General features: G+C 71.8%; 21 protein-coding genes. 20 read left to right on the top strand and 1 reads right to left on the bottom strand.

Translation table 11 applies throughout. The features are described from left to right. Positions 1-45: 45 nt before the first annotated feature. The 3 genes from AC2EAQ_RS02750 to AC2EAQ_RS02740 all read left to right on the top strand — a co-directional run bounded on the left by AC2EAQ_RS02750 (position 46) and on the right by AC2EAQ_RS02740 (position 2,960). The gene (locus AC2EAQ_RS02750) at positions 46-1,353 is read left to right on the top strand and encodes a branched-chain amino acid ABC transporter permease (RefSeq protein ID WP_484640189.1); all 1,308 of its coding nucleotides are present in this window, start codon (positions 46-48) and stop codon (positions 1,351-1,353) included. Positions 1,354-1,477: 124 nt separating this feature from the next. Beyond that, a complete protein-coding gene (locus tag AC2EAQ_RS02745) occupies positions 1,478-2,254 on the top strand; it encodes an ABC transporter ATP-binding protein (protein WP_484640188.1) in 777 nt (258 codons plus the stop codon). 10 nt (positions 2,255-2,264) lie between these two features. Continuing rightward, entirely contained in the window at positions 2,265-2,960 is a 696-nt protein-coding gene (locus AC2EAQ_RS02740; RefSeq protein ID WP_484640187.1) for an ABC transporter ATP-binding protein, read from the top strand. On the opposite strand, the gene ubiM is transcribed toward AC2EAQ_RS02740, so the two are convergent. Continuing rightward, on the bottom strand, positions 2,957-4,192 hold the full coding sequence (gene ubiM, locus AC2EAQ_RS02735; RefSeq protein WP_484640186.1) for a 5-demethoxyubiquinol-8 5-hydroxylase UbiM: 1,236 nt from the start codon (positions 4,190-4,192) through the stop codon (positions 2,957-2,959). The two genes, AC2EAQ_RS02740 and ubiM, sit on opposite strands and share 4 nt — an antisense overlap. A 173-nt stretch (positions 4,193-4,365) precedes the next feature. On the opposite strand from ubiM, the gene AC2EAQ_RS02730 reads away from it, so the two are divergent. The 17 genes from AC2EAQ_RS02730 (at position 4,366) to AC2EAQ_RS02650 (ending at position 21,061) form a co-directional block, all read left to right on the top strand. Next, positions 4,366-6,459, top strand: coding sequence for a 3-hydroxyacyl-CoA dehydrogenase NAD-binding domain-containing protein (locus tag AC2EAQ_RS02730; protein WP_484640185.1), 2,094 nt, complete (start codon positions 4,366-4,368; stop codon positions 6,457-6,459). 13 nt (positions 6,460-6,472) lie between these two features. Continuing rightward, positions 6,473-7,648 carry an acetyl-CoA C-acyltransferase gene (locus AC2EAQ_RS02725; protein ID WP_484640184.1) on the top strand — a complete coding sequence of 392 codons (1,176 nt, stop codon included), beginning with the start codon at positions 6,473-6,475 and terminating at the stop codon, positions 7,646-7,648. Beyond that, positions 7,648-8,520 (top strand): SEL1-like repeat protein, encoded by an 873-nt coding sequence (locus tag AC2EAQ_RS02720; RefSeq protein WP_484640183.1) that lies wholly within the window; start codon positions 7,648-7,650, stop codon positions 8,518-8,520. Before AC2EAQ_RS02725 ends, AC2EAQ_RS02720 begins: the two co-directional genes overlap by 1 nt. A gap of 51 nt (positions 8,521-8,571) precedes the next feature. Further along, positions 8,572-8,991: a PaaI family thioesterase gene (locus tag AC2EAQ_RS02715; RefSeq protein ID WP_484640182.1), complete on the top strand. Its 420-nt coding sequence runs from the start codon at positions 8,572-8,574 to the stop codon at positions 8,989-8,991. 4 nt (positions 8,992-8,995) lie between these two features. Further along, positions 8,996-10,822: an acyl-CoA dehydrogenase gene (locus AC2EAQ_RS02710; protein WP_484640181.1), complete on the top strand. Its 1,827-nt coding sequence runs from the start codon at positions 8,996-8,998 to the stop codon at positions 10,820-10,822. A gap of 22 nt (positions 10,823-10,844) precedes the next feature. After that, entirely contained in the window at positions 10,845-11,030 is a 186-nt protein-coding gene (locus AC2EAQ_RS02705; protein ID WP_484640179.1) for a hypothetical protein, read from the top strand. Between the two features lies 1 nt (position 11,031). Further along, the gene (locus AC2EAQ_RS02700) at positions 11,032-11,823 is read left to right on the top strand and encodes an SDR family oxidoreductase (protein ID WP_484640178.1); all 792 of its coding nucleotides are present in this window, start codon (positions 11,032-11,034) and stop codon (positions 11,821-11,823) included. 31 nt (positions 11,824-11,854) lie between these two features. Continuing rightward, the gene (locus AC2EAQ_RS02695; RefSeq protein ID WP_484640177.1) at positions 11,855-12,313 is read left to right on the top strand and encodes a PaaI family thioesterase; all 459 of its coding nucleotides are present in this window, start codon (positions 11,855-11,857) and stop codon (positions 12,311-12,313) included. Between the two features lie 6 nt (positions 12,314-12,319). Further along, positions 12,320-13,342: an NADP-dependent oxidoreductase gene (locus AC2EAQ_RS02690; protein WP_484640176.1), complete on the top strand. Its 1,023-nt coding sequence runs from the start codon at positions 12,320-12,322 to the stop codon at positions 13,340-13,342. Positions 13,343-13,346: 4 nt separating this feature from the next. Then, a complete protein-coding gene (locus AC2EAQ_RS02685) occupies positions 13,347-13,850 on the top strand; it encodes a GNAT family N-acetyltransferase (protein WP_484640175.1) in 504 nt (167 codons plus the stop codon). Further along, positions 13,847-14,758: an SDR family oxidoreductase gene (locus AC2EAQ_RS02680; RefSeq protein WP_484640174.1), complete on the top strand. Its 912-nt coding sequence runs from the start codon at positions 13,847-13,849 to the stop codon at positions 14,756-14,758. Before AC2EAQ_RS02685 ends, AC2EAQ_RS02680 begins: the two co-directional genes overlap by 4 nt. A 6-nt stretch (positions 14,759-14,764) precedes the next feature. Continuing rightward, positions 14,765-15,244 (top strand): ASCH domain-containing protein, encoded by a 480-nt coding sequence (locus AC2EAQ_RS02675; protein WP_484640173.1) that lies wholly within the window; start codon positions 14,765-14,767, stop codon positions 15,242-15,244. Positions 15,245-15,263: 19 nt separating this feature from the next. Further along, positions 15,264-16,211, top strand: coding sequence for a tripartite tricarboxylate transporter substrate binding protein (locus AC2EAQ_RS02670; RefSeq protein ID WP_484640172.1), 948 nt, complete (start codon positions 15,264-15,266; stop codon positions 16,209-16,211). A 106-nt stretch (positions 16,212-16,317) separates the two neighbouring features. Further along, positions 16,318-17,796 carry an MBL fold metallo-hydrolase gene (locus AC2EAQ_RS02665; RefSeq protein WP_484640171.1) on the top strand — a complete coding sequence of 493 codons (1,479 nt, stop codon included), beginning with the start codon at positions 16,318-16,320 and terminating at the stop codon, positions 17,794-17,796. A gap of 49 nt (positions 17,797-17,845) precedes the next feature. Then, positions 17,846-19,087 carry a TIGR03862 family flavoprotein gene (locus AC2EAQ_RS02660; protein ID WP_484640169.1) on the top strand — a complete coding sequence of 414 codons (1,242 nt, stop codon included), beginning with the start codon at positions 17,846-17,848 and terminating at the stop codon, positions 19,085-19,087. Positions 19,088-19,097: 10 nt separating this feature from the next. Further along, the gene (locus tag AC2EAQ_RS02655; protein ID WP_484640168.1) at positions 19,098-20,273 is read left to right on the top strand and encodes an MFS transporter; all 1,176 of its coding nucleotides are present in this window, start codon (positions 19,098-19,100) and stop codon (positions 20,271-20,273) included. Next, positions 20,270-21,061, top strand: coding sequence for an SDR family NAD(P)-dependent oxidoreductase (locus AC2EAQ_RS02650; protein WP_484640167.1), 792 nt, complete (start codon positions 20,270-20,272; stop codon positions 21,059-21,061). Before AC2EAQ_RS02655 ends, AC2EAQ_RS02650 begins: the two co-directional genes overlap by 4 nt. The last annotated feature ends 39 nt before the right edge of the window (positions 21,062-21,100 follow it).

Genomic DNA, 21,100 nt, shown 5'->3' with positions numbered 1-21,100 from the left:
CAAAGCCGGATCTGCGGCGTTGGCTGGTCTGGTCGAGTCGTTGCCATGACCCGAATTCACGAAGGCCGGCCGCACTACCACTTCAAGCCGCTCAACGTCGGGCGCTGGCTGTTGTGGGGCCTGTTCGCGGTGCTGCTGGTGGTGGCGCCGATGCTGTGGTCGAGCCGGCTCGGCCACACGATGCTGTCGCAGATGGGCATCGCCGTCATCGCCTGCCTGGCCTACAACATCCTGCTCGGGCAGGGCGGCATGCTCAGCTTCGGCCATGCCGTCTACAGCGGCCTGGGCGCCTTCCTGGTGATGCACACGCTCAATGCGGTCAGCGCCGGCAAGCTGGCCATCCCGGTGAGCCTGCTGCCCCTGGTGGGCGGCCTCGCCGGCCTGGGCTTCTCGGCGCTGCTGGGCTATGTCACCACGCGCAAGGCCGGCACCACCTTCGCGATGATCACGCTGGGCATCGGCGAGCTGGTGTGGTCGATGTCGCTGATGGTGCCGGAGTTCTTCGGCGGCGAAGGCGGTGTCAGCGGCAACCGGGTCGTCGGCCAGCCGGTGTGGGGCATCAGCTTCGGGCCGCAGGTGCAGATGTACTACCTGATCGCGGCCTACTGCTTCGTGTCCACGGCCGCGATGTTCGCGTTCACGCGCACGCCGCTCGGGCGCATGCTCAATGCCGTGCGCGACAACCCGGAGCGGGTGGAGTTCATCGGCTACAGCACGCAGCAGGTGCGCTACCTGGCCTTCATGGTGTCGGGCTTCTTCGCCGGCATCTCGGGCGGACTGGGCGCGCTCAACCTCGAGATCGTGACCGCCGAGGTGGTGGGCGCGGCGCGGTCCGGGGCCTTTCTGCTGTTCGTGTTCCTCGGCGGCGCGGTTTTCTTCTTCGGGCCGATCATCGGCGCGGTGCTGATGGTGCTGGCGCAGATCCTGTCCGAGCTGACCAAGGCCTGGGTGCTCTACCTCGGCCTCGTGTTCCTGTTCATGGTGATGTATGCGCCCGGCGGCGTGGCCAGCCTGATCATGATGAACCTGCGCGTGGCCGCGTTCGGAAAGCTGCGCGAGCTGTGGACCGCCTATCTCGCGCTCGGCGGCACGGCCTTCGTGATGCTGGCGGGCGCGGGCGCGATGATCGAGATGCTCTATCACCTGCAGCTCAACACTGCGCTCGGGCCGGAGCTGACCTTCATGGGCGCCCGCCTGAACGCCCTGAGTGTCGACAGCTGGTTCGGTGCCGGCCTGGTGCTGGTGTGCGGCGTGGCCCTGTTCGAACTGACGCGTCGCCGCTTCGTCGCCGACTGGAGCCGCATCCAGGAGGAGATCGAGAAGGAGATCAAGCGGCGGGAGAATGTCATATGAACCCCCCCCGTTGCCGCTTCGCGGCTCCCCCCCAGGGGGGCGGCGCCAGCGCGCCGGCGGAGCCGGACGCGCGGCGCCTGCTGGGTGGCGCGGGCTTCGCCGCGGTGGGAAGTCGGAGGTGGTGGTGACTGCGGCAGTCGAACTGGTCGACGTTCGCAAGAGCTTCGGCAAGACGGAGATCATCCGGGGCGCGAGCCTGTCGGTGGCGCCCGGGGAGCGGGTGGCGATCATCGGGCCCAATGGCGCGGGCAAGAGCACGCTGTTCAACCTGATCTCGGGGCGGCTGGCGCCCACCAGCGGCGACATCCGGGTCAACGGGCAGCGCGTCAACGGCATGACGCCCTATCAGGTCAACCGCCTGGGGCTGGCGCGCAGCTTCCAGGTCAGCAACCTGTTCACGCGCCTGTCGGTGTTCGAGAACATCCGCTGCGCGGTGCTGTGGAGCCTGGGCTACCGCTATGCGTTCTGGCGCTTCCTGGCCGACCTGCGCGACGCCAACGACCGCGCCGAGGAGGTGCTGGAGATGATCCGGCTCGACCGGCGGCGCGACGTGCTGGCGATGAACCTCACCTACGCGGAGCAGCGCGCGCTGGAGATCGGCATCACCATCGCCGGCGGCGCCGGCGTGGTGCTGCTGGACGAGCCCACCGCCGGCATGAGCAAGAGCGAGACCAAGCGCTTCGTCGAGCTGATCCGCAGCGTGACCCAGGGTCGCACCCTGCTGACGGTGGAACACGACATGGGCGTCGTGTTCGGCCTGGCCGACAAGATCGCGGTGCTGGTGTATGGCGAGGTGATCGCCTTCGACACGCCGGAGGCCGTGCGTGCCAACGCCCGCGTGCAGGAGGCCTACCTCGGGTCGGTGCTGGCGGACCAGCAGGCCGCCGCCGCGGGGCACTGAGGTCCACACGATGCTGCGCCTGTCCAAGGTCCACGCCTACTACGGCAAGAGCCATGTGCTGCATGGCGTCAACTTCGAGGTCGGCGCGGGCGAGATCGTGGCACTGCTCGGGCGCAACGGCTCGGGCCGGTCCACCACGGTCAAGACCATCATGGGCCTGGTGGACGCCACCGGCAGCATCCGCTGGGGCGAGCGCGAGATCCTCGGCAGCAAGGCGTTCGAGATCGCCCACGCCGGCATCGGCTACGTGCCGGAGAACCGCGACATCTTTCCGCGCCTGACCGTGCACCAGAACCTGATGCTGGGCCAGAAGCGCGGCGCGCGCCAGCCGCGCTGGAGCTTCGACGACATGTACCGGCTGTTCCCGCGCCTGCTGGAGCGGCAGCACACCGAAGCCGGCGTGCTGTCCGGCGGCGAGCAGCAGATGCTCACGCTGTGCCGCACCCTGATGGGCGACCCCGACCTGATCATGATCGACGAGCCCACCGAGGGCCTGGCGCCGAAGATCGTCGAGCTGGTGGCCGAGTACCTGCGCGAACTCAAGCGCCGCGGCATCGCGGTGCTGCTGGTGGAGCAGAAGCTGACCATCGCGCTCGAGGTGGCCGACCGCTGCCTCGTGATGGGCCACGGCCAGATCGTCTTTTCCGGCACGCCGGCGGAGCTGCGCGCGGACGCCACCGTGCGGCGCGAGTGGCTCGAGGTCTAGCGCGGCGCGCTCGCGCCGCCGGTGAGCTGGCGCGTCACCAGGGCCTGCAGCGGCGGCAGGTGCCGGGCGGCCTGCAGCACGGCGCTGCGCAGCCAGCGCGCCGGACGGCGGTCGTCGGTGAACAGCTGCACCACCGCATTGGTGCCCAGGTAGATCGGCAGCGTGACGCGCCGGTGCTCGCTTTCGTAGGCGCCCAGCGCGCGCGGCGAGCCGGCGTCCTCGCCACGCTGCCGCGCCGCGGCCAGCTCGCGCGCCAGCACCTGCACGCCGTACAGGCCGAAGTTGTAGCCGTGCGCCGTCACCGGGTGCATGCCGACGGCCGCGTCGCCGACCAGCGCGACGCGCCGCGCCGCGAAGCGGTGCGCATAGGTGGCCACCAGCGGATAGGCGTGACGCGTGCCCGGCGAGTGCAGCCGGCCCAGCGCGTCGCCGAACGCGGCCTGCAGGCGGGCTGCGAAGGCCTCGTCGGACAGCGCCATCCAGTCGCCGACCTCGTCGCTGCGCAGCGTGAGCACGGCAGAGCACTGCCGGCCGGCCATTGGCAGCATCGCCAGCGTGTGGCCGTACAGGAAGCGCTCGTGCGCCACGTTGTCATGCGGCGCCTCGTGCGCCACGCGGCACACCAGCGCGGTGCGCCCGAAGTCGAGCCAGTTGGCGCCGATGCCGGCCAGCCGGCGCAGGCCGGAGTAGCGGCTGTCGGCCGCCACCACGAGAGCAGCCGAGAGGCGCTGCCCGTCCTGCAGCGTGACGGCGGCGGTCTGCTCGCCGGCGTGGAAGGCCACGACGCGGGCGTCGCCGCGCAGCGTGACGCCGGCCTGCTGCGCCGCAGCGGCATGCACCGCGGCCCGGATGCGGTGATTGGGCACGAGCCAGCCCAGGGCCTCATGGCCCTGCGCCTGACCGTCGAACGGCAGCACCACCGGCGACAGGCCGTCGCGCACCTCGGCGCGGCACAGCGGGGCCAACTCGGCCGGATCGATGCGGTCCCACGCGCCCAGCGCCTGCAGCACGGCGCGGCCGCGGTGGGTGAGGGCGATGTCGCGTCCGTCCTCGGGCGGGTCGGCCAGCGTCGACAGCGGCGCCTGCTCGAGCACCGTGCAGCGCAGGCCCGTCCGGGCCAGGGCCACGGCCAGCGCCAGGCCTGCCGGACCGGCCCCCACGATCAGCACGTCGGTACCGTGTTCCGCCGCCACGGGCGGAGCGGCGGTCGGGTCGTGGCGGGGCAGGGTCATCGGCGTCGCGGACAGTGTCGGGCGATGCGCAGGCTAGTGCCGCCCCCCGGCTGGCGGCTTGACCCAGCGCAGGCCCGACGCCGCGGGGTACCCTGTCACCGCAGCGACACGGGCGCCGCGCGTGCCGCCCGTAGAATCGAACGGTCGTTCGTTTTTCATCGAAGGAACCCGCCATGAGCGCGAGCTATGCGGTGCACGGCGCCGTCGCCGTCGTCACCCTCGACAACCCGCCCGTCAACGGGCTGGGCCTGGAAACCCGCCGCCAGTTCGCCGCCGCCATCGAGCGTGCGTTGGCCGACGCGGCGGTGCAGGCGATCGTCGTCACCGGCGCCGGCAAGGCGTTCTCCGGCGGCGCCGACATCAAGGAGTTCGGTTCGCCCAAGGCCATCGCGGAGCCGAACCTGCTGTCGCTGATCAAGCTGGTGGAGGCCTCGCCCAAGCCGGTGGTCGCCGCCATCAACGGCACCTGCATGGGCGGCGGCCTGGAACTGTCGCTCGGCTGCCATTACCGCGTGGCTGCGCCCAAGGTGCCGGTGGCGCTGCCCGAGGTGAAGATCGGCCTCGTGCCGGGCGCCGGCGGCACGCAGCGCCTGCCGCGCGCGCTCGGCGTGGAGACCGCGCTCAACATGATCGTCAGCGGCGAGCCGGTGCCCAGCGAGGTGCTGGCCACGGTGCCGGGGCAGAAGCTGTTCGACCGCATCGTCGACGGCGACCTGCTGGCCGGCGCGCTCGCCTTCGCCGCCGAGGTGGCCGCGGTGCGGCCGCTGCCGCGGGTGCGCGACCTGAAGGTGACCCACCCCAACCCCGACGCCTACTTCCAGTTCGCGCGCAACACGGTGCGCGCGATGGCGAAGAACTTCCCGGCGCCGGCGCGCTGCGTCGACTGCGTCGAGCAGTCGATGAAGCTACGCTTCGACGACGGCATGCGCTACGAGCGCGACGCCTTCCTCGCGCTGATGATGACGCCCGAGTGCCGCGCGCTGCGCCATGCATTCTTCGCCGAGCGCGCCGCCAGCAAGATCGCCGACGTGCCCGAGGGCACGCCGCAGCGGGCCGTGGCCAGGGTCGCCGTCATCGGCGCCGGCACGATGGGCGGCGGCATCAGCATGAACTTCCTCAACGCCGGGATCCCGGTGACGATCCTCGAGACGAAGCAGGACGCGCTGGACCGGGGCCTGGCCACGATCCGCAAGAACTACGAGGCCCAGGTCCGCAAGGGCAAGCTCAAGGAAGACAAGTACGCGCAGCGTATGGCGCTGCTGACGCCCACGCTCGCCTACGACGACATCCGCGACGCCGACCTGGTGATCGAGGCCGTGTTCGAGGACATGGGCGTCAAGGAGACCGTGTTCCGCACCCTCGACGAGGTGATGAAGCCCGGCGCCATCCTGGCCAGCAACACCAGCACGCTCGACCTGAACCGGATCGCGTCCTTCACGAAGCGGCCGCAGGACGTTGTGGGCCTGCACTTCTTCAGCCCGGCCAACGTGATGAAGCTGCTGGAGGTGGTGCGAGGCGAGCACACCGCGCGCGACGTGCTGGCCACCGTGATGGCGCTGGCGCGCAAGATCCGCAAGACGGCGGTGGTCTCGGGCGTGTGCGACGGCTTCATCGGCAACCGCATGATCGAGCAGTACTCGCGCCAGGCGACCTTCCTGCTCGAGGAGGGCTGCACGCCGGCGCAGGTGGACCGCGCGATCGAGAAGTTCGGCTTCGCGATGGGCCCGTTCCGCATGGGCGACCTGGCCGGCAACGACATCGGCTGGGCGATCCGCAAGCGGCGCTACGTCGAGAAGCCCCACATGCGCTACAGCCGCACCGCCGACCTGCTGTGCGAGATGGGCCGCTTCGGCCAGAAGACGGGAGCCGGCTGGTACGACTACCAGCCCGGCAAGCGCGACGCGATCCCGTCGAAGCTGGTGGAGGACATGATCGCGAAGCACCGCGCCGACCTCGGCATCGCGCCGCGCAAGATCGCCGACGACGAGATCGTGCACCGCCTGGTCTATTCGCTGGTCAACGAGGGCGCGAAGCTGCTGGAAGAAGGCATCGCCGCAAAGGCCAGCGACATCGACATGGTCTACCTCACCGGCTACGGCTTCCCGCTGCACCGCGGCGGCCCGATGCGCTACGCCGACGAGCAGGGCCTGTTCAACGTCGTGCAGGCGATGAAGCAGTTCGCCGCCAACCCGCACGACGACGCCGCGTTCTGGCAACCCGCCCCGCTGCTGGCCCGCCTGGCCGCCGAGGGCCAGTCGTTCACCTGAAGGACACCGCACCATGAGCAACGCCGTCATCGTCTCCACCGCACGCACGCCGCTGGCCAAGAGCTGGAAGGGCGCCTTCAACATGACCCATGGCGCCACGCTCGGCGGGCACGTGGTGCGCGCCGCCGTCGACCGCGCCGGCATCGACCCCGGCGCCGTCGAGGACGTGCTGATGGGCTGCGCCAACCCCGAGGGCGCCACCGGCTGGAACATCGCGCGCCAGTGCGCGCTGATGGCCGGCCTGCCCGTGGGCGTGCCGGGCATGACCGTCAACCGCTTCTGCTCCAGCGGGCTGCAGACCATCGCGCTGGCGGCGCAGCGCATCGCCGCGGGGGAGGGCGACGTCTACGTGGCGGGTGGCGTGGAGAGCATCTCCTGCGTGCAGAACGAGATGAACCTGCACATGTTCAAGGACCCGGCGCTGGACGCGAAGAAGCCGGAGATCTACTGGAACATGATGCAGACGGCCGAGCAGGTGGCCAAGCGCTACGGCGTCAGCAAGGAGCGCATGGACCGCTTCGGCGCCGAGAGCCAGCAGAAGGCGTGCAAGGCGCAGGAGCAGCGGCTGTTCGACGCCGAGATCGCGCCGATCACCGTCACCGCCGGCGTGGCCGACGCGGTGCTGGGCCTGCGCAGCAAGCAGGTCACGGTGTCGGCCGACGAGGGCCTGCGCCCGGGCACCACCTACGAGTCGATCAAGGACATCCGCACCGCGGTGCCCGGCGGCGTGGTGACCGCCGGCAATGCCAGCCAGTTCAGCGACGGCGCGGGCGCCTGCGTGGTGGTGAGCGAGGCCTACGCCGAGCGGCAGGGTCTCAAGCCGCTGGGCCGCTTCCTCGGCTTCGCGGTGGCCGGTTGCGAGCCCGACGAGATGGGCATCGGCCCGGTGTTCGCCGTGCCCAAGGTGCTGTCGCGCCTGGGTCTTGCGCCGGACGACATCGACCTGTGGGAGCTCAACGAGGCCTTCGCGGTGCAGGTGCTCTACAGCGCCGACCGCATCGGCATTCCCTACGAGCGGCTCAACGTCAACGGCGGCGCCATCGCCATCGGCCACCCCTACGGCATGAGCGGCCAGCGCCTGACCGGCCATGCGCTCATCGAGGGCCGGCGCCGTGGCGCCAAGCGCGTGTGCGTCACGATGTGCATCGGTGGCGGCATGGGCGCGGCCGGCGTGTTCGAGGTGCTCTGATGCCGTCCCCGGGCCCGGCAGTCCCGCCCTCGGTGCCTGCGCGCCGGCACCGCGTGGCGGTGCTGGCCGTCGCCGCCGTCATGGCCACGGGTGCGGCGGCGCAGTCCCGGCCGGCACCCTGGTCGCCCGACAAACGGGACGAGGCCACCGTCCGCGCGGTCTGGACCCAGATCGACCGCAAGGACTGCGCCGAGGCGGCCCGCGTGCTGTCCGAGGGCGTCCGGGCGGGCTATCCGCACACCCTGCTGCTGGCCGGCGCGATGTTCGAGGAAGGCGTGTGCCTGAAGCGCAGCTGGCCGCGGGCGCTGGAGCAGTACGAGCGGGCGCTGGCCGCCGGCCACCCGCGGGCGGCGGCGCGCATCGCCTCCGGCTATGCCTCGGACGCCGCCGGGCCGGACCGGGCCGCGGCCGTGTGGTGGGCCCTGGGCCGCATGAGCCTGCCGCCCGACTGCCGGTCGGCCGAAGCGGTCAAGGACGACCCGGACCGCTTCGTTGCGGCGCTGCGCGAATGGCCCGCCGGCCTGCTGGAGCGCTGTAGCTACGTGGTCGGTGTGGTGGGCACGGTGATGGGCGACCTGGAGTTCTCGAGCCGGGCCGCCGACCATGGCCTGCACGGCCGCGTGGTCGTGGAGTACCGGCCCGCCGATGACCGGGTCGAGGTGGTCGACGAGGACCTGCGCCAGGCCCAGCCTGGCGGCCTGGCGTCGGGCGACGTGGTCCGCGACGGCGCCACGCGCGCGGTGCGTTCGGCGTTCGCCAACGACATCCGGTCGGTGGTCGACCGAGGCCGGCAGCGCATGACCCGGCCCGCCGACTTCGACCCGGCGTGGAAACTGCGCCTGGAGTTCAACTTCATCTATGTGGCACGCTGACGGGGCGGTGGCCCGGTCGGTCCGGGCCCGCCGCGGGCAGCACGATTCGACATGCCGATGACCCTCGACGACCTGACGCGCTTCTTCGCCAGTGCCCCGTTCATGGTGGACCTCGGCGTGGAGCCGTTCGACGCCGGCGAGGGCCGCGTGGCCACCCGCATCGAGCTGGCGCCGCGGCACCTGCAGCACACGGGCGTGGTGCACGCCGGCGTGATGGGCGCGCTGGCCGACCACACCATGGGCGCGGCGGCGCAGACGCTGGCGCCGGCGGGGCACTGGGTGCTGACGGCCGAGTTCAAGGTGAGCCTGCTGCGGGCGGGCCGGGGCCGGCGCCTGGAATGCGTCGCCACCGTGGTCAAGCCCGGGCGGCAGCTCAGCTTCACCGAGGCGCAGGTGTTCGCGCTGGACGGCGACGCGCGCACCCTGGTGGCGACTGCCAGCGCCACGATGGCCGTCGTCGAGGCGCGCTGACGGCATGCGCGCGACCGTCGACTTCCTGCTGAACGACTGGCTCGGCGTCGAGTCGCTGACGGCGCGGCCGCGCTTTGCCGAGCATTCGCGCGAGACCTTCGCGTCGGTGCTCGACACCTGCGAGCGCATCGCGCGCGAGAAGTACGCACCGTTCAATCGCCTGGTGGACACCGAGGAGCCGCGCGTCGTGTCCGACGCCGACGGCGACCGCGTGGTGCTGCCGCAGGCCACGCACGACGCGTGGCAGGCCTATGCCGGCTCGGGCATGCTGGCCGCCGCGCAGACCGAGGAATGGGGCGGCATGAGCCTGCCCTACGTGATCGAGGCCGCGGCCAATGCCTTCTTCTCGCGTGCGTCGGTCAGCATCGGCGCGGGCCTGCTGACGGTGGGCAATGCCAACCTGCTGCTCGCGCACGGCACGCCGGCCCAGCAGCGGGTGTTCGCCCGCGCTCAGTTCGAGGGGCGCTGGTCGGGCACGATGTGCCTGTCCGAGCCGCAGGCGGGGTCGAGCCTGTCCGACGTGGCCACGCGCGCCGTGCCCGACGGCGACGACTTCGAGGCCGACCCGCTCGGCCCGCGCTACCGGCTCACCGGCCACAAGATGTGGATCTCCGCCGGCGAGCACGAGCTGACGGAGAACATCGTCCACCTGGTACTGGCCAAGGTGCCCGGGGCGGATGGCCGGCTGGTGCCGGGCACGCGCGGCATCTCGCTGTTCGTGGTGCCCAAGCGCCTGGTCGATGGCGAAGGGCGCCTCACCGGTGAGCGCAACGACGTCGTGCTGGCCGGGCTGAACCACAAGTGCGGCTGGCGCGGCACCACCAACACGCTGCTCAACTTCGGCGAAGGCCGGCACCGGCCGGGCGGGCGGGGCGGCGCGGTGGGCTACCGGGTTGGCCGCGAGGGCGAGGGCCTGCGCTGCATGTTCCACATGATGAACGAGGCGCGCATCGGCGTGGGCCTGTGCGCCGCCATGCTGGGCATGGCCGGCTACGAGGCCGCGCTGGCCTATGCGCGGCAGCGTCCCCAGGGCCGGCCGATCACCGGCGCGGGCAAGGACGCCGCGCAGCCGCAGGTGCCGATCATCGAGCACGCCGACGTGAAGCGGATGCTGCTGGCGCAGAAGGCCTATGCCGAGGGGGCGCTGGCGCTGCTGCTGCGCTGCGCGCGGCTGGTGGACGAGCAGCACACCGGCGAGCCGCAGGCCGCCCGCGAGGCGGCGCTGCTGCTGGAGGTGCTGACGCCGGTGGCCAAGAGCTGGCCCAGCGAGTGGTGCCTGGAAGGCAATTCGCTGGCGATCCAGGTGCATGGCGGCTACGGCTACACGCGCGACTTCCCGGTGGAACAGTACTGGCGCGACCAGCGTCTGAACATGATCCACGAGGGCACGCACGGCATCCAGGCGCTCGACCTGCTCGGGCGCAAGGTGGTGATGGACGGCGGCGCGGGCCTCAAGCTGCTGGCCACGCAGATCGGCGCGACGGTGCAGCGCGCCGGGCACGTCGACGGTCTCGCGGTGGAGGCCAACGCGCTGGCCGCGGCGCTGCAGTCGCTCGGCGCGGCCACCAAGGCGGCCTGGGCCACCGGCGTGCCCGAGGAGGCGCTGGCCAATGCCACGCCCTACCTGCAGGCCTTTGGCCACGTGGTGCTGGCCTGGACCTGGCTCGACGTGGCGCTGGCCTGCGAGGGCCGCGGCGACGACGCCTGCGAAGGCCGGCGCGCGGCGATGCGCTACTTCTTCCGCTACGAGCTGCCCAAGGTGGGGGCGTGGCTGGGCGTGGTGGCGCAGCGCGACCCCACCTGCCGCGACATGCGCGACGCCTGGTTCTGACCACTTCCCGGGAGCACGACGCATGAGCCGCCAACGAATGGAAGCCCTGGTGTGGATCCTGATCTACGGCGGGCTGCTGGGCGCCTGCCTGGGATGGTTCCTGTCGCCCCTGCGCGGGCCCTGGGGCGAGCTGCTGATCACCGGGGGCCTCGCGGCCGCGGTGGCCGGCGTGGTGTTGATCGTGGTGCGTTCGCGCCTGAAGGACTGACATGGGAACTCCGGTCACGCAACTGTTCGACCTGACGGGCCAGGTGGCCCTGGTCACCGGCGGCTCGCGCGGCCTCGGCCTGCAGATCGCCGAGGCGCTGGGCGAGGCGGGGGCGCGCATCGTGCTCACATCGCGCAAGGCCGCCGACCTGGAGGAGGCCGCGGCCGACCTGCAGGCGCGCGGCATCGACACGCGCTGGATTGCCGCCGACGCGAGCCAGCCGGCCGAGGTGCAGCGCGTGGTGGACGAGACGATGCAGCGCGTGGGCCGCATCGACGTGCTGGTCAACAACGCCGGCGCCACCTGGGGCGCGCCGATGGCCGACTATCCGCTCGAGGCCTGGGACAAGGTGATGAACCTCAACGTGCGCAGCATGTTCCTGTTCTGCCAGGCGGCCGGGCGCGCCAGCCTGCTGCCGCGGCGCCAGGGCAGGGTGCTCAACGTGGCGTCGATCGCCGGTCTGGCCGGGTCGCACGACATGGAGTTCATCGCCTATGCCACCAGCAAGGGCGCGGTGGTCAACTTCACGCGCCAGCTCGCCGGCGAGTGGGGGCCGCACGGCATCAATGTCAACGCGCTGGCGCCGGGCTTCTTCCCGAGCCGCATGACGCGCGGCACGCTGGCCGCGCTGGGCGTGGACAAGCTCGCCGCGGCGGCCCCGCTGCGCCGCATCGGCGACGACGACGACCTCAAGGGCGCCGCGCTGCTGCTGTGCTCGCCGGCCGGAAAGCACATCACCGGCCAGATCCTCGCCGTGGACGGCGGCCTGTCGGCCGTGCACCACGGCGCCTGACACCCACCACCGCCTCCAGGAGACCCTGCCCGTGTCGCGACTCCAGTTCCCGATCCAGATCCCCTTCGTCGAGGAGTTGGGCCTCGAGCTGCACCGCTTCGGCGACGGCCAGGCCGAGGTGCAGGTGGACCTGGAGCAGGCCCACCTCAACTCGTGGGAGGTGGCCCACGGCGGCGTGCTGATGACGATGCTCGACGTGTCCATGGCGCACGCCGCGCGCAGCGTCAACAGCCACGACCCCGCGAACGCGCCGGGCCTGGTGACGGTGGAGATGAAGACCTCGTTCATGCGTCCGGCGGAGGGTCGGCTCGCGGCCAAGGCCAAGGTGCTGCATCGCAGCACCACCATGGCCTTCTGCGAGGCCTCGGTGTTCGACGAGGACCATCACCTCTGTGCCCATGCCACGGGCACCTTCAAGTACCTGCGCAAGCTGCCCGTGAAGGGCCGCCCGCCCAAGTCGCCCTCGCGCCGCGACGACACCCAGGAGTAGATGCCCATGAGTTCCATCGTCAACCGCCAGTGGCTGCTGGCCTCGCGCCCCACGGGCGAAGCCAGCGCCGCGAACTTCCGCCTGGTGCAGGCCGCCGTGCCCGAGCTGGCCGACGGCCAGGTGCTGGTGCGGCACCACTTCCTGAGCCTCGACCCGTACATGCGCGGCCGCATGAACGAGAGCAAGAGCTACGCCCAGCCGCAGCCGCTGGACGCGGTGATGATCGGCGGCACCGCCGGCGAGGTGGTGGCGTCGCGCAATCCGCACTTCGCGGTCGGCGACAAGGTGGTCGGCATGGGCGGCTGGCAGGAATACGCCATCGTCGACGCCGGCCAGCGCGGCGTGCTGCAGAAGGTGGACACGACGCACATCCCGCTGTCGGCCTACCTCGGCGCGGTGGGCATGCCCGGCGTGACCGCCTGGATGGGCCTGACGCAGATCATCGAGCCCAAGGCGGGCGAGACGGTGGTGGTGAGCGCCGCGTCGGGCGCTGTGGGCGGCGCGCTGGGGCAGTTGGCGCGCCAGCGCGGCTGCCGCGCGGTGGGCATCGCCGGCGGCCCGGACAAGTGCCGCTACGTCGTCGAGGAGCTGGGCTTTGACGCCTGCATCGACTACAAGCAGCACAGCGACCTGAAGTCGCTGACGCGCGCGCTGAAGGAAGCCTGCCCCGACGGCATCGACGGCCACTTCGAGAACGTCGGCGGGATGATCCTCGACGCGGTGATGCTGCGCACCAACGCGTTCGCGCGCATCGCGGTGTGCGGGATGATCGCCGGCTACGACGGTGCGCCGCTGCCGATGGCCAATCCGGCGCTGATCCTCGTCAACCGGATGAAGATCCAGGGCTTCATCGTCAGCGAGCGCATGGAACTGTGGCCGCAGGCGCTGAAGGAACTGGGCACGCTGGTGGCTACCGGCAAGCTCAAGTACCGCGAGACCATCGCCGACGGCATCGCCAGCGCGCCCGAGGCCTTCCTCGGCCTGCTCAAGGGCCGCAACTTCGGCAAGCAGCTCGTCAGGCTGGCCTGAGCCGGTGGCTTCCGACGTGCACTGGCAGTGGGCCCGCTTCGCCGACCTCGGCGTCGACGGGCTCTACGACGCGCTGCAGTTGCGCTGCCGCGTGTTCGTGCTGGAGCAGGGCCCCTACCTCGACCCCGACGGCCTGGACCGCGTGTCCTGGCACCTCCTGGGTCGCGACCCGGCCGGCACGCTGGTCAGCTACCTGCGCCTGGTCGACCCCGGCGCCAAGTTCGAGGAACCCTCGATCGGCCGCGTGATCACGTCGCCGCAGACGCGCGGCGGCGGCAGCGGCCGCGCACTGATGGCCGAGGGCGTCGCCGGCGCCGACCGGTTCTGGCCGGGACGCGCCAACCGCATCAGCGCGCAGGCGCATCTGGAGCGCTTCTACGAAAGCTTCGGCTACGTGCGCGTCGCTCCCAACCACGGTGAGGACGGCATTCCCCATGTCGTGATGCTGCGGCCCGCCGCTGCGGCCGTCCTCCCTCCGCCGGCCGTGCCGGCAGCAAGGACCCCATGAAGACCTTCCAGGGCCGCACGGCCGTGATCACCGGTGCCGGTTCCGGCTTCGGCCTCGAGACCGCCCGCCTCGCGGCGCGCGAGGGCATGAACGTGGTGATGGCCGACGTGCAGGCCGACGCGCTCGAGCGCGCGGCGGCCGAGGTGGCGGCGCTGGGCGCGGCGGTGCTGCCGTACCGGCTGGACGTGTCGCGCGCGGCCGAGGTCGAGGCGCTCGGCGCGGCGGTGCTCGCCCGCTTCGGCGTGCCGCACCTGGTGTTCAACAACGCCGGCGTCGGCCACGGCGGGCTGATCTGGGAGCACAGCGCCGCCGACTGGGAATGGGTGCTCGGCGTCAACGTGATGGGCGTGGCGCACGGGGTGCGCGTGTTCACGCCGCGCATGCTGGAGGCCGCCGCGGCCGACCCCGGCTACGAGGGTCACATCGTCAATACCGCGTCGATGGCGGGCCTGCTCAATCCGCCGAACATGGGCGTCTACAACGTCAGCAAGCATGCCGTGGTGAGCCTGAGCGAGACGCTCTACCAGGATCTGTCGCTGGTGACCGACCAGGTCGGGGCTTCCGTGCTCTGCCCGTACTTCGTGGCCACCGGCATCCACCAGAGCCACCGCAACCGGCCGGCCGACCCGGCTGCGCCGCCGGCCCGGCCCACGCGCAGCCAGCGCGTGGCGCAGGCCATGGTGAGCAAGGCGGTGGAATCGGGGCGCGTCAGCGCGGCCCAGGTGGCCGCCCTGGTGTTCGACGCGGTGCGCAAGCGCCGCTTCTACATCTACAGCCACCCCAAGGCGCTGGGCGCGGTGCAGACCCGTCTGGAGGACATCATGCAGGCGCGCAACCCGACCGACCCGTTCGCCGACAAGCCCGAGATCGGTGCCGAGCTGCGCGCGGCGCTGCGCGGCCAGGGCTGAGGCGCCATGAGCACGCCACCGCAGCCCGGGCGACGCGACGAGATCGAGGCCTTCTGGCTCGACTACCAGAAGGCCTGCCAGGTGCGCGTGGAAGGCTTCTCGGCCACCGCCTACGGCCACACGCGTGCCGTGGCCGACGAGCTGGCCGCGCTGGTGGCCGAGGGCCACAAGCGCGCCCATGCCTCGCTGGAACGCGACTTCGAGGCCGAAGGGGACCCGCTGCCGCGACCGGGCGAGCATGTGGTCGTGCTCGACGGCCGCGGCTCGCCGCGCGCCATCGTGCGGCTGACGCACGTGGAGCGGCGCTACTTCAACGAGATCGACGACGAGTTCGCCTTCGAGTGCGGCGAAGGCGACCGCACGCTGGCCTGGTGGCTGGTGGCCTACCGCCAGGAATTCGCCGAGCGCGCCGAGGCTCAGGGTTTTCAGGTGGGTGAACGGGCGGTGCTGATCCTGGAATACTTCGAGCTCGTCTGGCCCCAGTGACCTCCACCAGGAATCCCGCATGAAGCACCTCGTCGCGCTCGCCCTGTTCGCATCGGTTGCAGGCGCTTCGGCGCAGAACCTGTGCCCTGACAAGAACCTGAACTACTGGCAGGCCTTCCCGCCCGGCGGCGAGTCCGACATCTCGGCGCGTCATCAGCAGGTGGTGCTGAAGAAGAAGTGCCCGGCCATCGACACCATCGTGCAGTACAAGGCCGGCGGCGGCGGCGCGGTGCTGTGGAGCTCGGTCAATACGCTGCCGGCCGACGGCACGCACATCTACGGCATCAACCTGCCGCACGTGGTGCTGCAGCCGCTCGAGGGCCAGGTGCAGTACAAGACCGAGGACCTGACGCCGGTGTTCTGGTACCACTACACGCCCGACGCGCTGGTGGTGCCCGAGTCCAGCCCGTTCAAGACCTTCGCCGATTTCCTGAAGGCGGCGCAGGCCACCCCGGGCAAGTTCAACCTCGGTGGCTCGGCGCTGAACTCGGCCAACCACGCGGCGCACGAGCGGCTCAACGGCTCGTTCAAGATCAAGACCACCTACGTGCCCTACAAGGGCACCGGCGACCTTGCCAACGCGGTGCTCGGCGCGCAGATCGACGGCGCGCTGACCTACACCGTGTTCGCGATCAACAACAAGCAGCGCGTGCGCGCGCTGGCCGTGGCCATGGCGCAGCGCCATCCGCTGCTGCCCGACGTGCCGACCTTCAAGGAACTGGGCGTCGACTGGGTCGACGGTGCCATGCGCGGCATCGCGGTCCCCAAGTCCACGCCGCCCGAGGCGCGCAAGCGCCTGTCGGACCTGTTCGCCCAGCTCAATGCCGACCCCGAGATGAAGGAACTGGCCGCCAAGAGCGGCTTCGAGCTCATCAACGTGGGGGTCGACCGGATGGACGCCTTCATGAAGGAGCGCGCCGCGGTCTACGGCGAGACGGCCAAGATGATGGGCCTGGGCAAGAAGTAGCCCGTCGGGCCGCCGCGGGCGTGTCTCCCCGCGGCGAGGGAAGGGCCGGGCCCCTGGGCGCGTATACGCCAGACAACGACGGGCCTTGTGCCCGAGGAGACGCCCGATGACGAGCCCCGTGTTCCCCCTTCGCCGGCTTCTGTGGGCCTCGGCCCTGGTGCCGCTGCTGCTGGCCGCGGCCGGCTGCGCGACCGCGCCGCCCTCGGCCCCTGAGGTCATCGCCCGCGCGTCGCAGGCCATGGGCGCCACCGGCCTGCGCTCGATCCGCTACGTGGGCGAGGGCGAGGGCTTCACCTTCGGCCAGGCCTACCTGCCCAACGGACCCTGGCCCAAGGTGGCCTATCACTCCGTGGTGCGCACCGTGGACTACGAGGCGGCGGCGATGCGCGACGAGATCGTGCTGTCGCGCGCCGAGCCGCGCGGCGGCGGCGGCTACCCGCTGGCCGGTCAGCAGCGCAACGATCAGTTCGTCGCGGGCGAGATCGCCTGGAACGTCGTGGGCGGCAACGTGGCGCCCGGCCCGCGCTTCGTGGCCGACCGCGTGCACCAGCTGTGGATCACGCCGCACGGCGTGCTCCGGGCCGCGCAGCGAGGCAACGCCACGGTGGCCGCGGGGTCCGGCGGGACGCAGGTGCTGTCGTTCGCCGTGCCGGGCCGCGTCCGGGCGTCCGCGACCATCGGTGCCGACGGCCTGGTGACGCAGGTGGCCTCCACCTACGCCGACCCGGTGCTGGGCGACACGCAGACGCTGACGACCTATGCCGACTACCGCGACTTCGGCGGCGTCAGGTTCCCGACCCGCATCCGCCAGTCCGCGGGCGGGCATCCGGTGCTCGACCTCGCCGTCAAGGAAGTGCAGGCCAACGCGCCCGTGACCGCCCTGGCGGTGCCGGACGCCGCCCGCAACCAGGGCGAGCGCGTCGTCGCCGACAAGGTGACCGACGGGGTGTGGTTCCTCGCCGGCGGCTCCCACAACAGCGTGGCCATCGAGATGGCCGACCATCTCGTGCTGGTCGAGGCGCCGCTCAACGACGCGCGCACGCAGGCGGTGATCGACCAGGCCAAGGCGCTGGCGCCGGGCAAGCCGATCCGCTTCGTGGTCAACAGCCACCCGCACTTCGACCATTCGGGCGGCCTGCGCGCCGCCGTGGCCGAGGGCGCGACCGTGGTCACCCAGGCGGTCAACGTGCCGTACTTCGAGCGGGCGCTGGCCACGCCGAACACGGTGCGACCCGACCGCCTGGCCCAGGCGGCGCGCACACCGCGCTTCCTGCCGGTGGGCGACCGCGGCGAGCTGGCCGACGCCACGCGCAAGGTGGAACTGCACCGCATCGTCGGCAGCATCCACAACGACGGGTTCCTGATGGTGTACCTGCCGAAGGAGCGGCTGCTGATCCAGGCCGACGCCTACACGCCGCTGCCGCCGAACACGCCGCCGCCGGCCACGCCGAACGCCAACAACGTGAACCTGATCGACAACATCGAGCGCCTGAAGCTGCCGATCGACCGCATCCTGCCGCTGCACGGCCGCGTCGTCCCGCTGGCCGACCTGTACGCCACCGCCAGCCGGCCGCTGCCGCGCTGACGCACCCGGCGCATCGGGCCGTGCCGCGCCGGCATGGCACGATGCGTCCGTGACCACGCCCGACACCGACAACGCCGCCGTCGTGATCGGCGGCGGCCCCGCCGGGCTCGCCGCCGCCGAAGTGATGGCCGCCGCTGGCCTGCGTGTGCACCTGTACGACGCCATGCCCTCGGTGGGGCGCAAGTTCCTGCTGGCGGGCAAGGGCGGCCTGAACCTCACGCACGGCGAGGCGCTGCCGGACTTCGTGGCGAGGTACGGAGCGCGCTCGGCAGCGGCGGCGCAGTGGCTGCAGGCCTGGTCGCCGGACGCGCTGCGCGACTGGGCTCGCGGCCTGGGGGTGGAGACCTTCGTCGGCACCTCGGGCCGCGTGTTCCCGGTGGACCTGAAGGCCGCGCCGCTGCTGCGGGCCTGGCTGCACCGGCTGCGCGCGCAGGGCGTGACGTTCCACATGCGCCACCGCTGGCAGGGCTGGTCGGCCGATGGCGCGCTGCGCTTCGACACGCCGCAGGGCGCTCTGGACGTCGCCGTGCCGCGCGTGGTGCTGGCGCTGGGCGGGGCGAGCTGGCCGCGGCTCGGATCGGATGCGGCCTGGGTGCCGTGGCTGCGCGAGGCGGGCGCCGAGATCGCGCCGCTGCGGCCGGCCAACTGCGGCTTCGAAGTGGCGGCACCGTGGAGCGCGCATCTGCGCGAGCGCTTCGCCGGGGCGCCGGTCAAGCCGGTGGTGCTGCGCTTCGGCACCGCGTTCGAACGCCAGGGCGAGTTCGTCGTCACCGATTACGGCATCGAGGGCAGCCTCGTGTACGCGGCGGGGGCGGCGATCCGCGAAGCCATCGCGGCCGAGGGCCGCGCCACGGTCTGGCTGGACCTGCTGCCCGCGCACGACGCCGACCGCGTGGCGCGCGAGGTGGCGCACCCGCGCGGCAGCCGCAGCCTGTCGTCGCACCTGAAGAGCCGGCTCGGCCTGGACGGCGTGAAGGCCGCGCTGCTGCACGAGCTGCTGCCGCGCGAGGCGATGGGCGATCCGGCGCGCCTGGCCGCGGCGATCAAGGCCCTGCCGGTCGTGCTCGGCGCGGCGCGGCCGGTGGCCGAGGCGATCAGCACCGCGGGCGGCGTGCGGCTTGAATCGCTCGACGACGCGCTGATGCTGCGCGCGCGGCCCGGCGTGTTCTGTGCCGGCGAGATGCTCGACTGGGAGGCGCCCACCGGCGGCTACCTGCTGCAGGCGTCGATCGCCAGCGGGCGCGTGGCGGGGCAGGGTGCCGCGCGATGGCGGCCGCAGGCGCACGGTTAGCATGCAGACCATGCGCCGCTCCGTCACCCTGCTGCTCAACATCGCGCATGCCATCGACCACCTGTTCCTGCTGATCTTCGCCACCGCGGTGGGCGCCATCGCGCAGGACTTCGGCCTGGCCCGATGGGAGGACCTGATGCCCTTCGGCGCCGGCGCGTTCCTGCTGTTCGGTCTGGGCTCGATCCCGTCGGGTCGCCTGGGCGACCTGTGGGGCCGGCGGCCGATGATGCTGGTGTTCTTCTTCGGCATGGGCGTGTCGGCGTTGCTGGTGTCGGTGACGCAGGGGCCTTGGCAGATGGCCGGTGCGCTGACGCTGTTGGGCGCGTTCGCGTCGATCTACCACCCGGTGGGCATTCCGATGCTGGTGCAGCATGCACAGCGCCCGGGCGCGGCCATCGGCGTCAACGGCCTGAGCGGCAACCTGGGCATCGCCGCCGCGGCCCTGACCACCGGCGTGCTGGTGGAACTCGCGGGCTGGCGCGCGGCCTTCGCCGTGCCCGGGCTGGCGAGCATCGCGGTCGGCCTGGTGTTCTGGCGCCTGGCCCCGCGCGAGAGCGAGCCGCCGTCCCGGCGCGTGCAGCGCGCGGCGGTGCGGCTGGAACCGCGCGCCCTGACGCGCGTGCTGCTGGTCGTGACGCTGGCGTCGGCGTCGGGCGGGCTGATCTTCAACCTCACCACCAACGGCAACGCGCAGCTGCTGGGCGAGCGCGTGGCCAGCCTCGCCGCCGACCCGTCGCGCCTGGGCGTACTGCTGGCGGTGGTGTATGCGGTGGCATCGCTGGCCCAGGTGGTGATGGGCCGCCTGATCGACCGTCATGCCCTCAAGCCGCTGTGGCTGACGGTGGTGCTGATCCAGGCGCCGATGCTTGCGCTGGCCTCCGCTGCGCCCGGATGGTGGAGCTGGCTCGCGCTGCTCGGCCTGATGGTGTTCGTGTTCGGCTCCATCCCGTTCATCGATGCGACCATCGTGCGCTTCGTCGACGACCGCATGCGCAGCCGCGTGTCCGGCATGCGCCTGGCTGTGTCGCTGGGCATCAGCTCGGCGGCCGTCTGGGCGCTCGGGCCGGTGGTCAAGGCCACCGGCTTCACGACGCTGTTCCTGGCGATGTCCGGCATCGCCGTCTTCACCGCCGGGTTGCTGCTGCTGCTGCCGCCCGAACCCCGACCCGAGGAGACCCCCGCATGACCGACCCGAGCACCCTGCGACCCGTGGCCGTCGTCACCGGCGGTGCGCGCGGCATCGGCTTGGCCATCGGCCGCTGGTTCCTGTCGCGCAACCACGGCGTCGCGCTGATCGACATCGACGCCGACACGCTGGCGCGCACCGAGCGCGAGCTGGCCGACCCTGAGCGCGTGCTTGCGGTGCATGCCGACGTGTCGAAGCCGGACCAGGTCGCGCGCGCGATCGCCGCGGTGGACGACCGCTTCGGCCGCATCGACGCGCTGGTCAACAACGCGGGTGTCGCAGTGTTCAAGCCGATCCTCGACACCAGCTACGACGAGTGGCGCCACGTGCTGGGCACCAACCTCGACGGCGCGTTCCTGTGCACCCAGGCCGCCGCACCGATCATGCTGCGCGAGGGCCGCGGCGGCGCGGTGGTCAACATCGCGTCGATCTCGGGCCTGCGCGCGTCCACGCTGCGCGTGGCCTACGGCACCAGCAAGGGCGCGCTGATCCACCTGACCAAGCAGCAGGCCATCGAACTGGGCAATGCCGGCATCCGCGTCAATGCCATCGCGCCGGGCCCGGTGGACACCGAGATGGCCAAGCTGGTGCACTCGGTGGCGATCCGCAGCGACTATCACGACGTGATCCCGCTCAACCGCTACGGCACCGTCGACGAGATCGCGGCGGCGGCGGGCTTCCTGTGCAGCGCCGAGGCCAGCTACGTCAACGGCCAGGTGCTGGCGGTGGACGGCGGCTTCGACGCGAGCGGCGTGGGCCTGCCCACGCTGAGGCGGCGCCCCGGCTGAGAGCCTAGTTCTGGGGATCGTTCGGGCGCCGCCGCCGCG

Source organism: Aquabacterium sp. T101 (assembly GCF_057219775.1).
The sequence above is the reverse complement of the archived record's forward strand: the minus strand, read 5'-3'. Positions and strand labels throughout refer to the sequence as shown.

What these genes read in the sequence shown, in the direction of transcription:
- AC2EAQ_RS02750 (WP_484640189.1), top strand. Translation starts at nt 46, where the DNA reads ATGACCCGAATTCACGAAGGCCGGCCGCACTACCACTTCAAGCCGCTC.
- AC2EAQ_RS02740 (WP_484640187.1), top strand. Translation starts at nt 2,265, where the DNA reads ATGCTGCGCCTGTCCAAGGTCCACGCCTACTACGGCAAGAGCCATGTG.
- ubiM (WP_484640186.1), bottom strand. Translation starts at nt 4,192, where the DNA reads ATGACCCTGCCCCGCCACGACCCGACCGCCGCTCCGCCCGTGGCGGCG.
- AC2EAQ_RS02730 (WP_484640185.1), top strand. Translation starts at nt 4,366, where the DNA reads ATGAGCGCGAGCTATGCGGTGCACGGCGCCGTCGCCGTCGTCACCCTC.
- AC2EAQ_RS02725 (WP_484640184.1), top strand. Translation starts at nt 6,473, where the DNA reads ATGAGCAACGCCGTCATCGTCTCCACCGCACGCACGCCGCTGGCCAAG.
- AC2EAQ_RS02720 (WP_484640183.1), top strand. Translation starts at nt 7,648, where the DNA reads ATGCCGTCCCCGGGCCCGGCAGTCCCGCCCTCGGTGCCTGCGCGCCGG.
- AC2EAQ_RS02715 (WP_484640182.1), top strand. Translation starts at nt 8,572, where the DNA reads ATGCCGATGACCCTCGACGACCTGACGCGCTTCTTCGCCAGTGCCCCG.
- AC2EAQ_RS02710 (WP_484640181.1), top strand. Translation starts at nt 8,996, where the DNA reads ATGCGCGCGACCGTCGACTTCCTGCTGAACGACTGGCTCGGCGTCGAG.
- AC2EAQ_RS02705 (WP_484640179.1), top strand. Translation starts at nt 10,845, where the DNA reads ATGAGCCGCCAACGAATGGAAGCCCTGGTGTGGATCCTGATCTACGGC.
- AC2EAQ_RS02700 (WP_484640178.1), top strand. Translation starts at nt 11,032, where the DNA reads ATGGGAACTCCGGTCACGCAACTGTTCGACCTGACGGGCCAGGTGGCC.
- AC2EAQ_RS02690 (WP_484640176.1), top strand. Translation starts at nt 12,320, where the DNA reads ATGAGTTCCATCGTCAACCGCCAGTGGCTGCTGGCCTCGCGCCCCACG.
- AC2EAQ_RS02680 (WP_484640174.1), top strand. Translation starts at nt 13,847, where the DNA reads ATGAAGACCTTCCAGGGCCGCACGGCCGTGATCACCGGTGCCGGTTCC.
- AC2EAQ_RS02675 (WP_484640173.1), top strand. Translation starts at nt 14,765, where the DNA reads ATGAGCACGCCACCGCAGCCCGGGCGACGCGACGAGATCGAGGCCTTC.
- AC2EAQ_RS02670 (WP_484640172.1), top strand. Translation starts at nt 15,264, where the DNA reads ATGAAGCACCTCGTCGCGCTCGCCCTGTTCGCATCGGTTGCAGGCGCT.
- AC2EAQ_RS02665 (WP_484640171.1), top strand. Translation starts at nt 16,318, where the DNA reads ATGACGAGCCCCGTGTTCCCCCTTCGCCGGCTTCTGTGGGCCTCGGCC.
- AC2EAQ_RS02655 (WP_484640168.1), top strand. Translation starts at nt 19,098, where the DNA reads ATGCGCCGCTCCGTCACCCTGCTGCTCAACATCGCGCATGCCATCGAC.
- AC2EAQ_RS02650 (WP_484640167.1), top strand. Translation starts at nt 20,270, where the DNA reads ATGACCGACCCGAGCACCCTGCGACCCGTGGCCGTCGTCACCGGCGGT.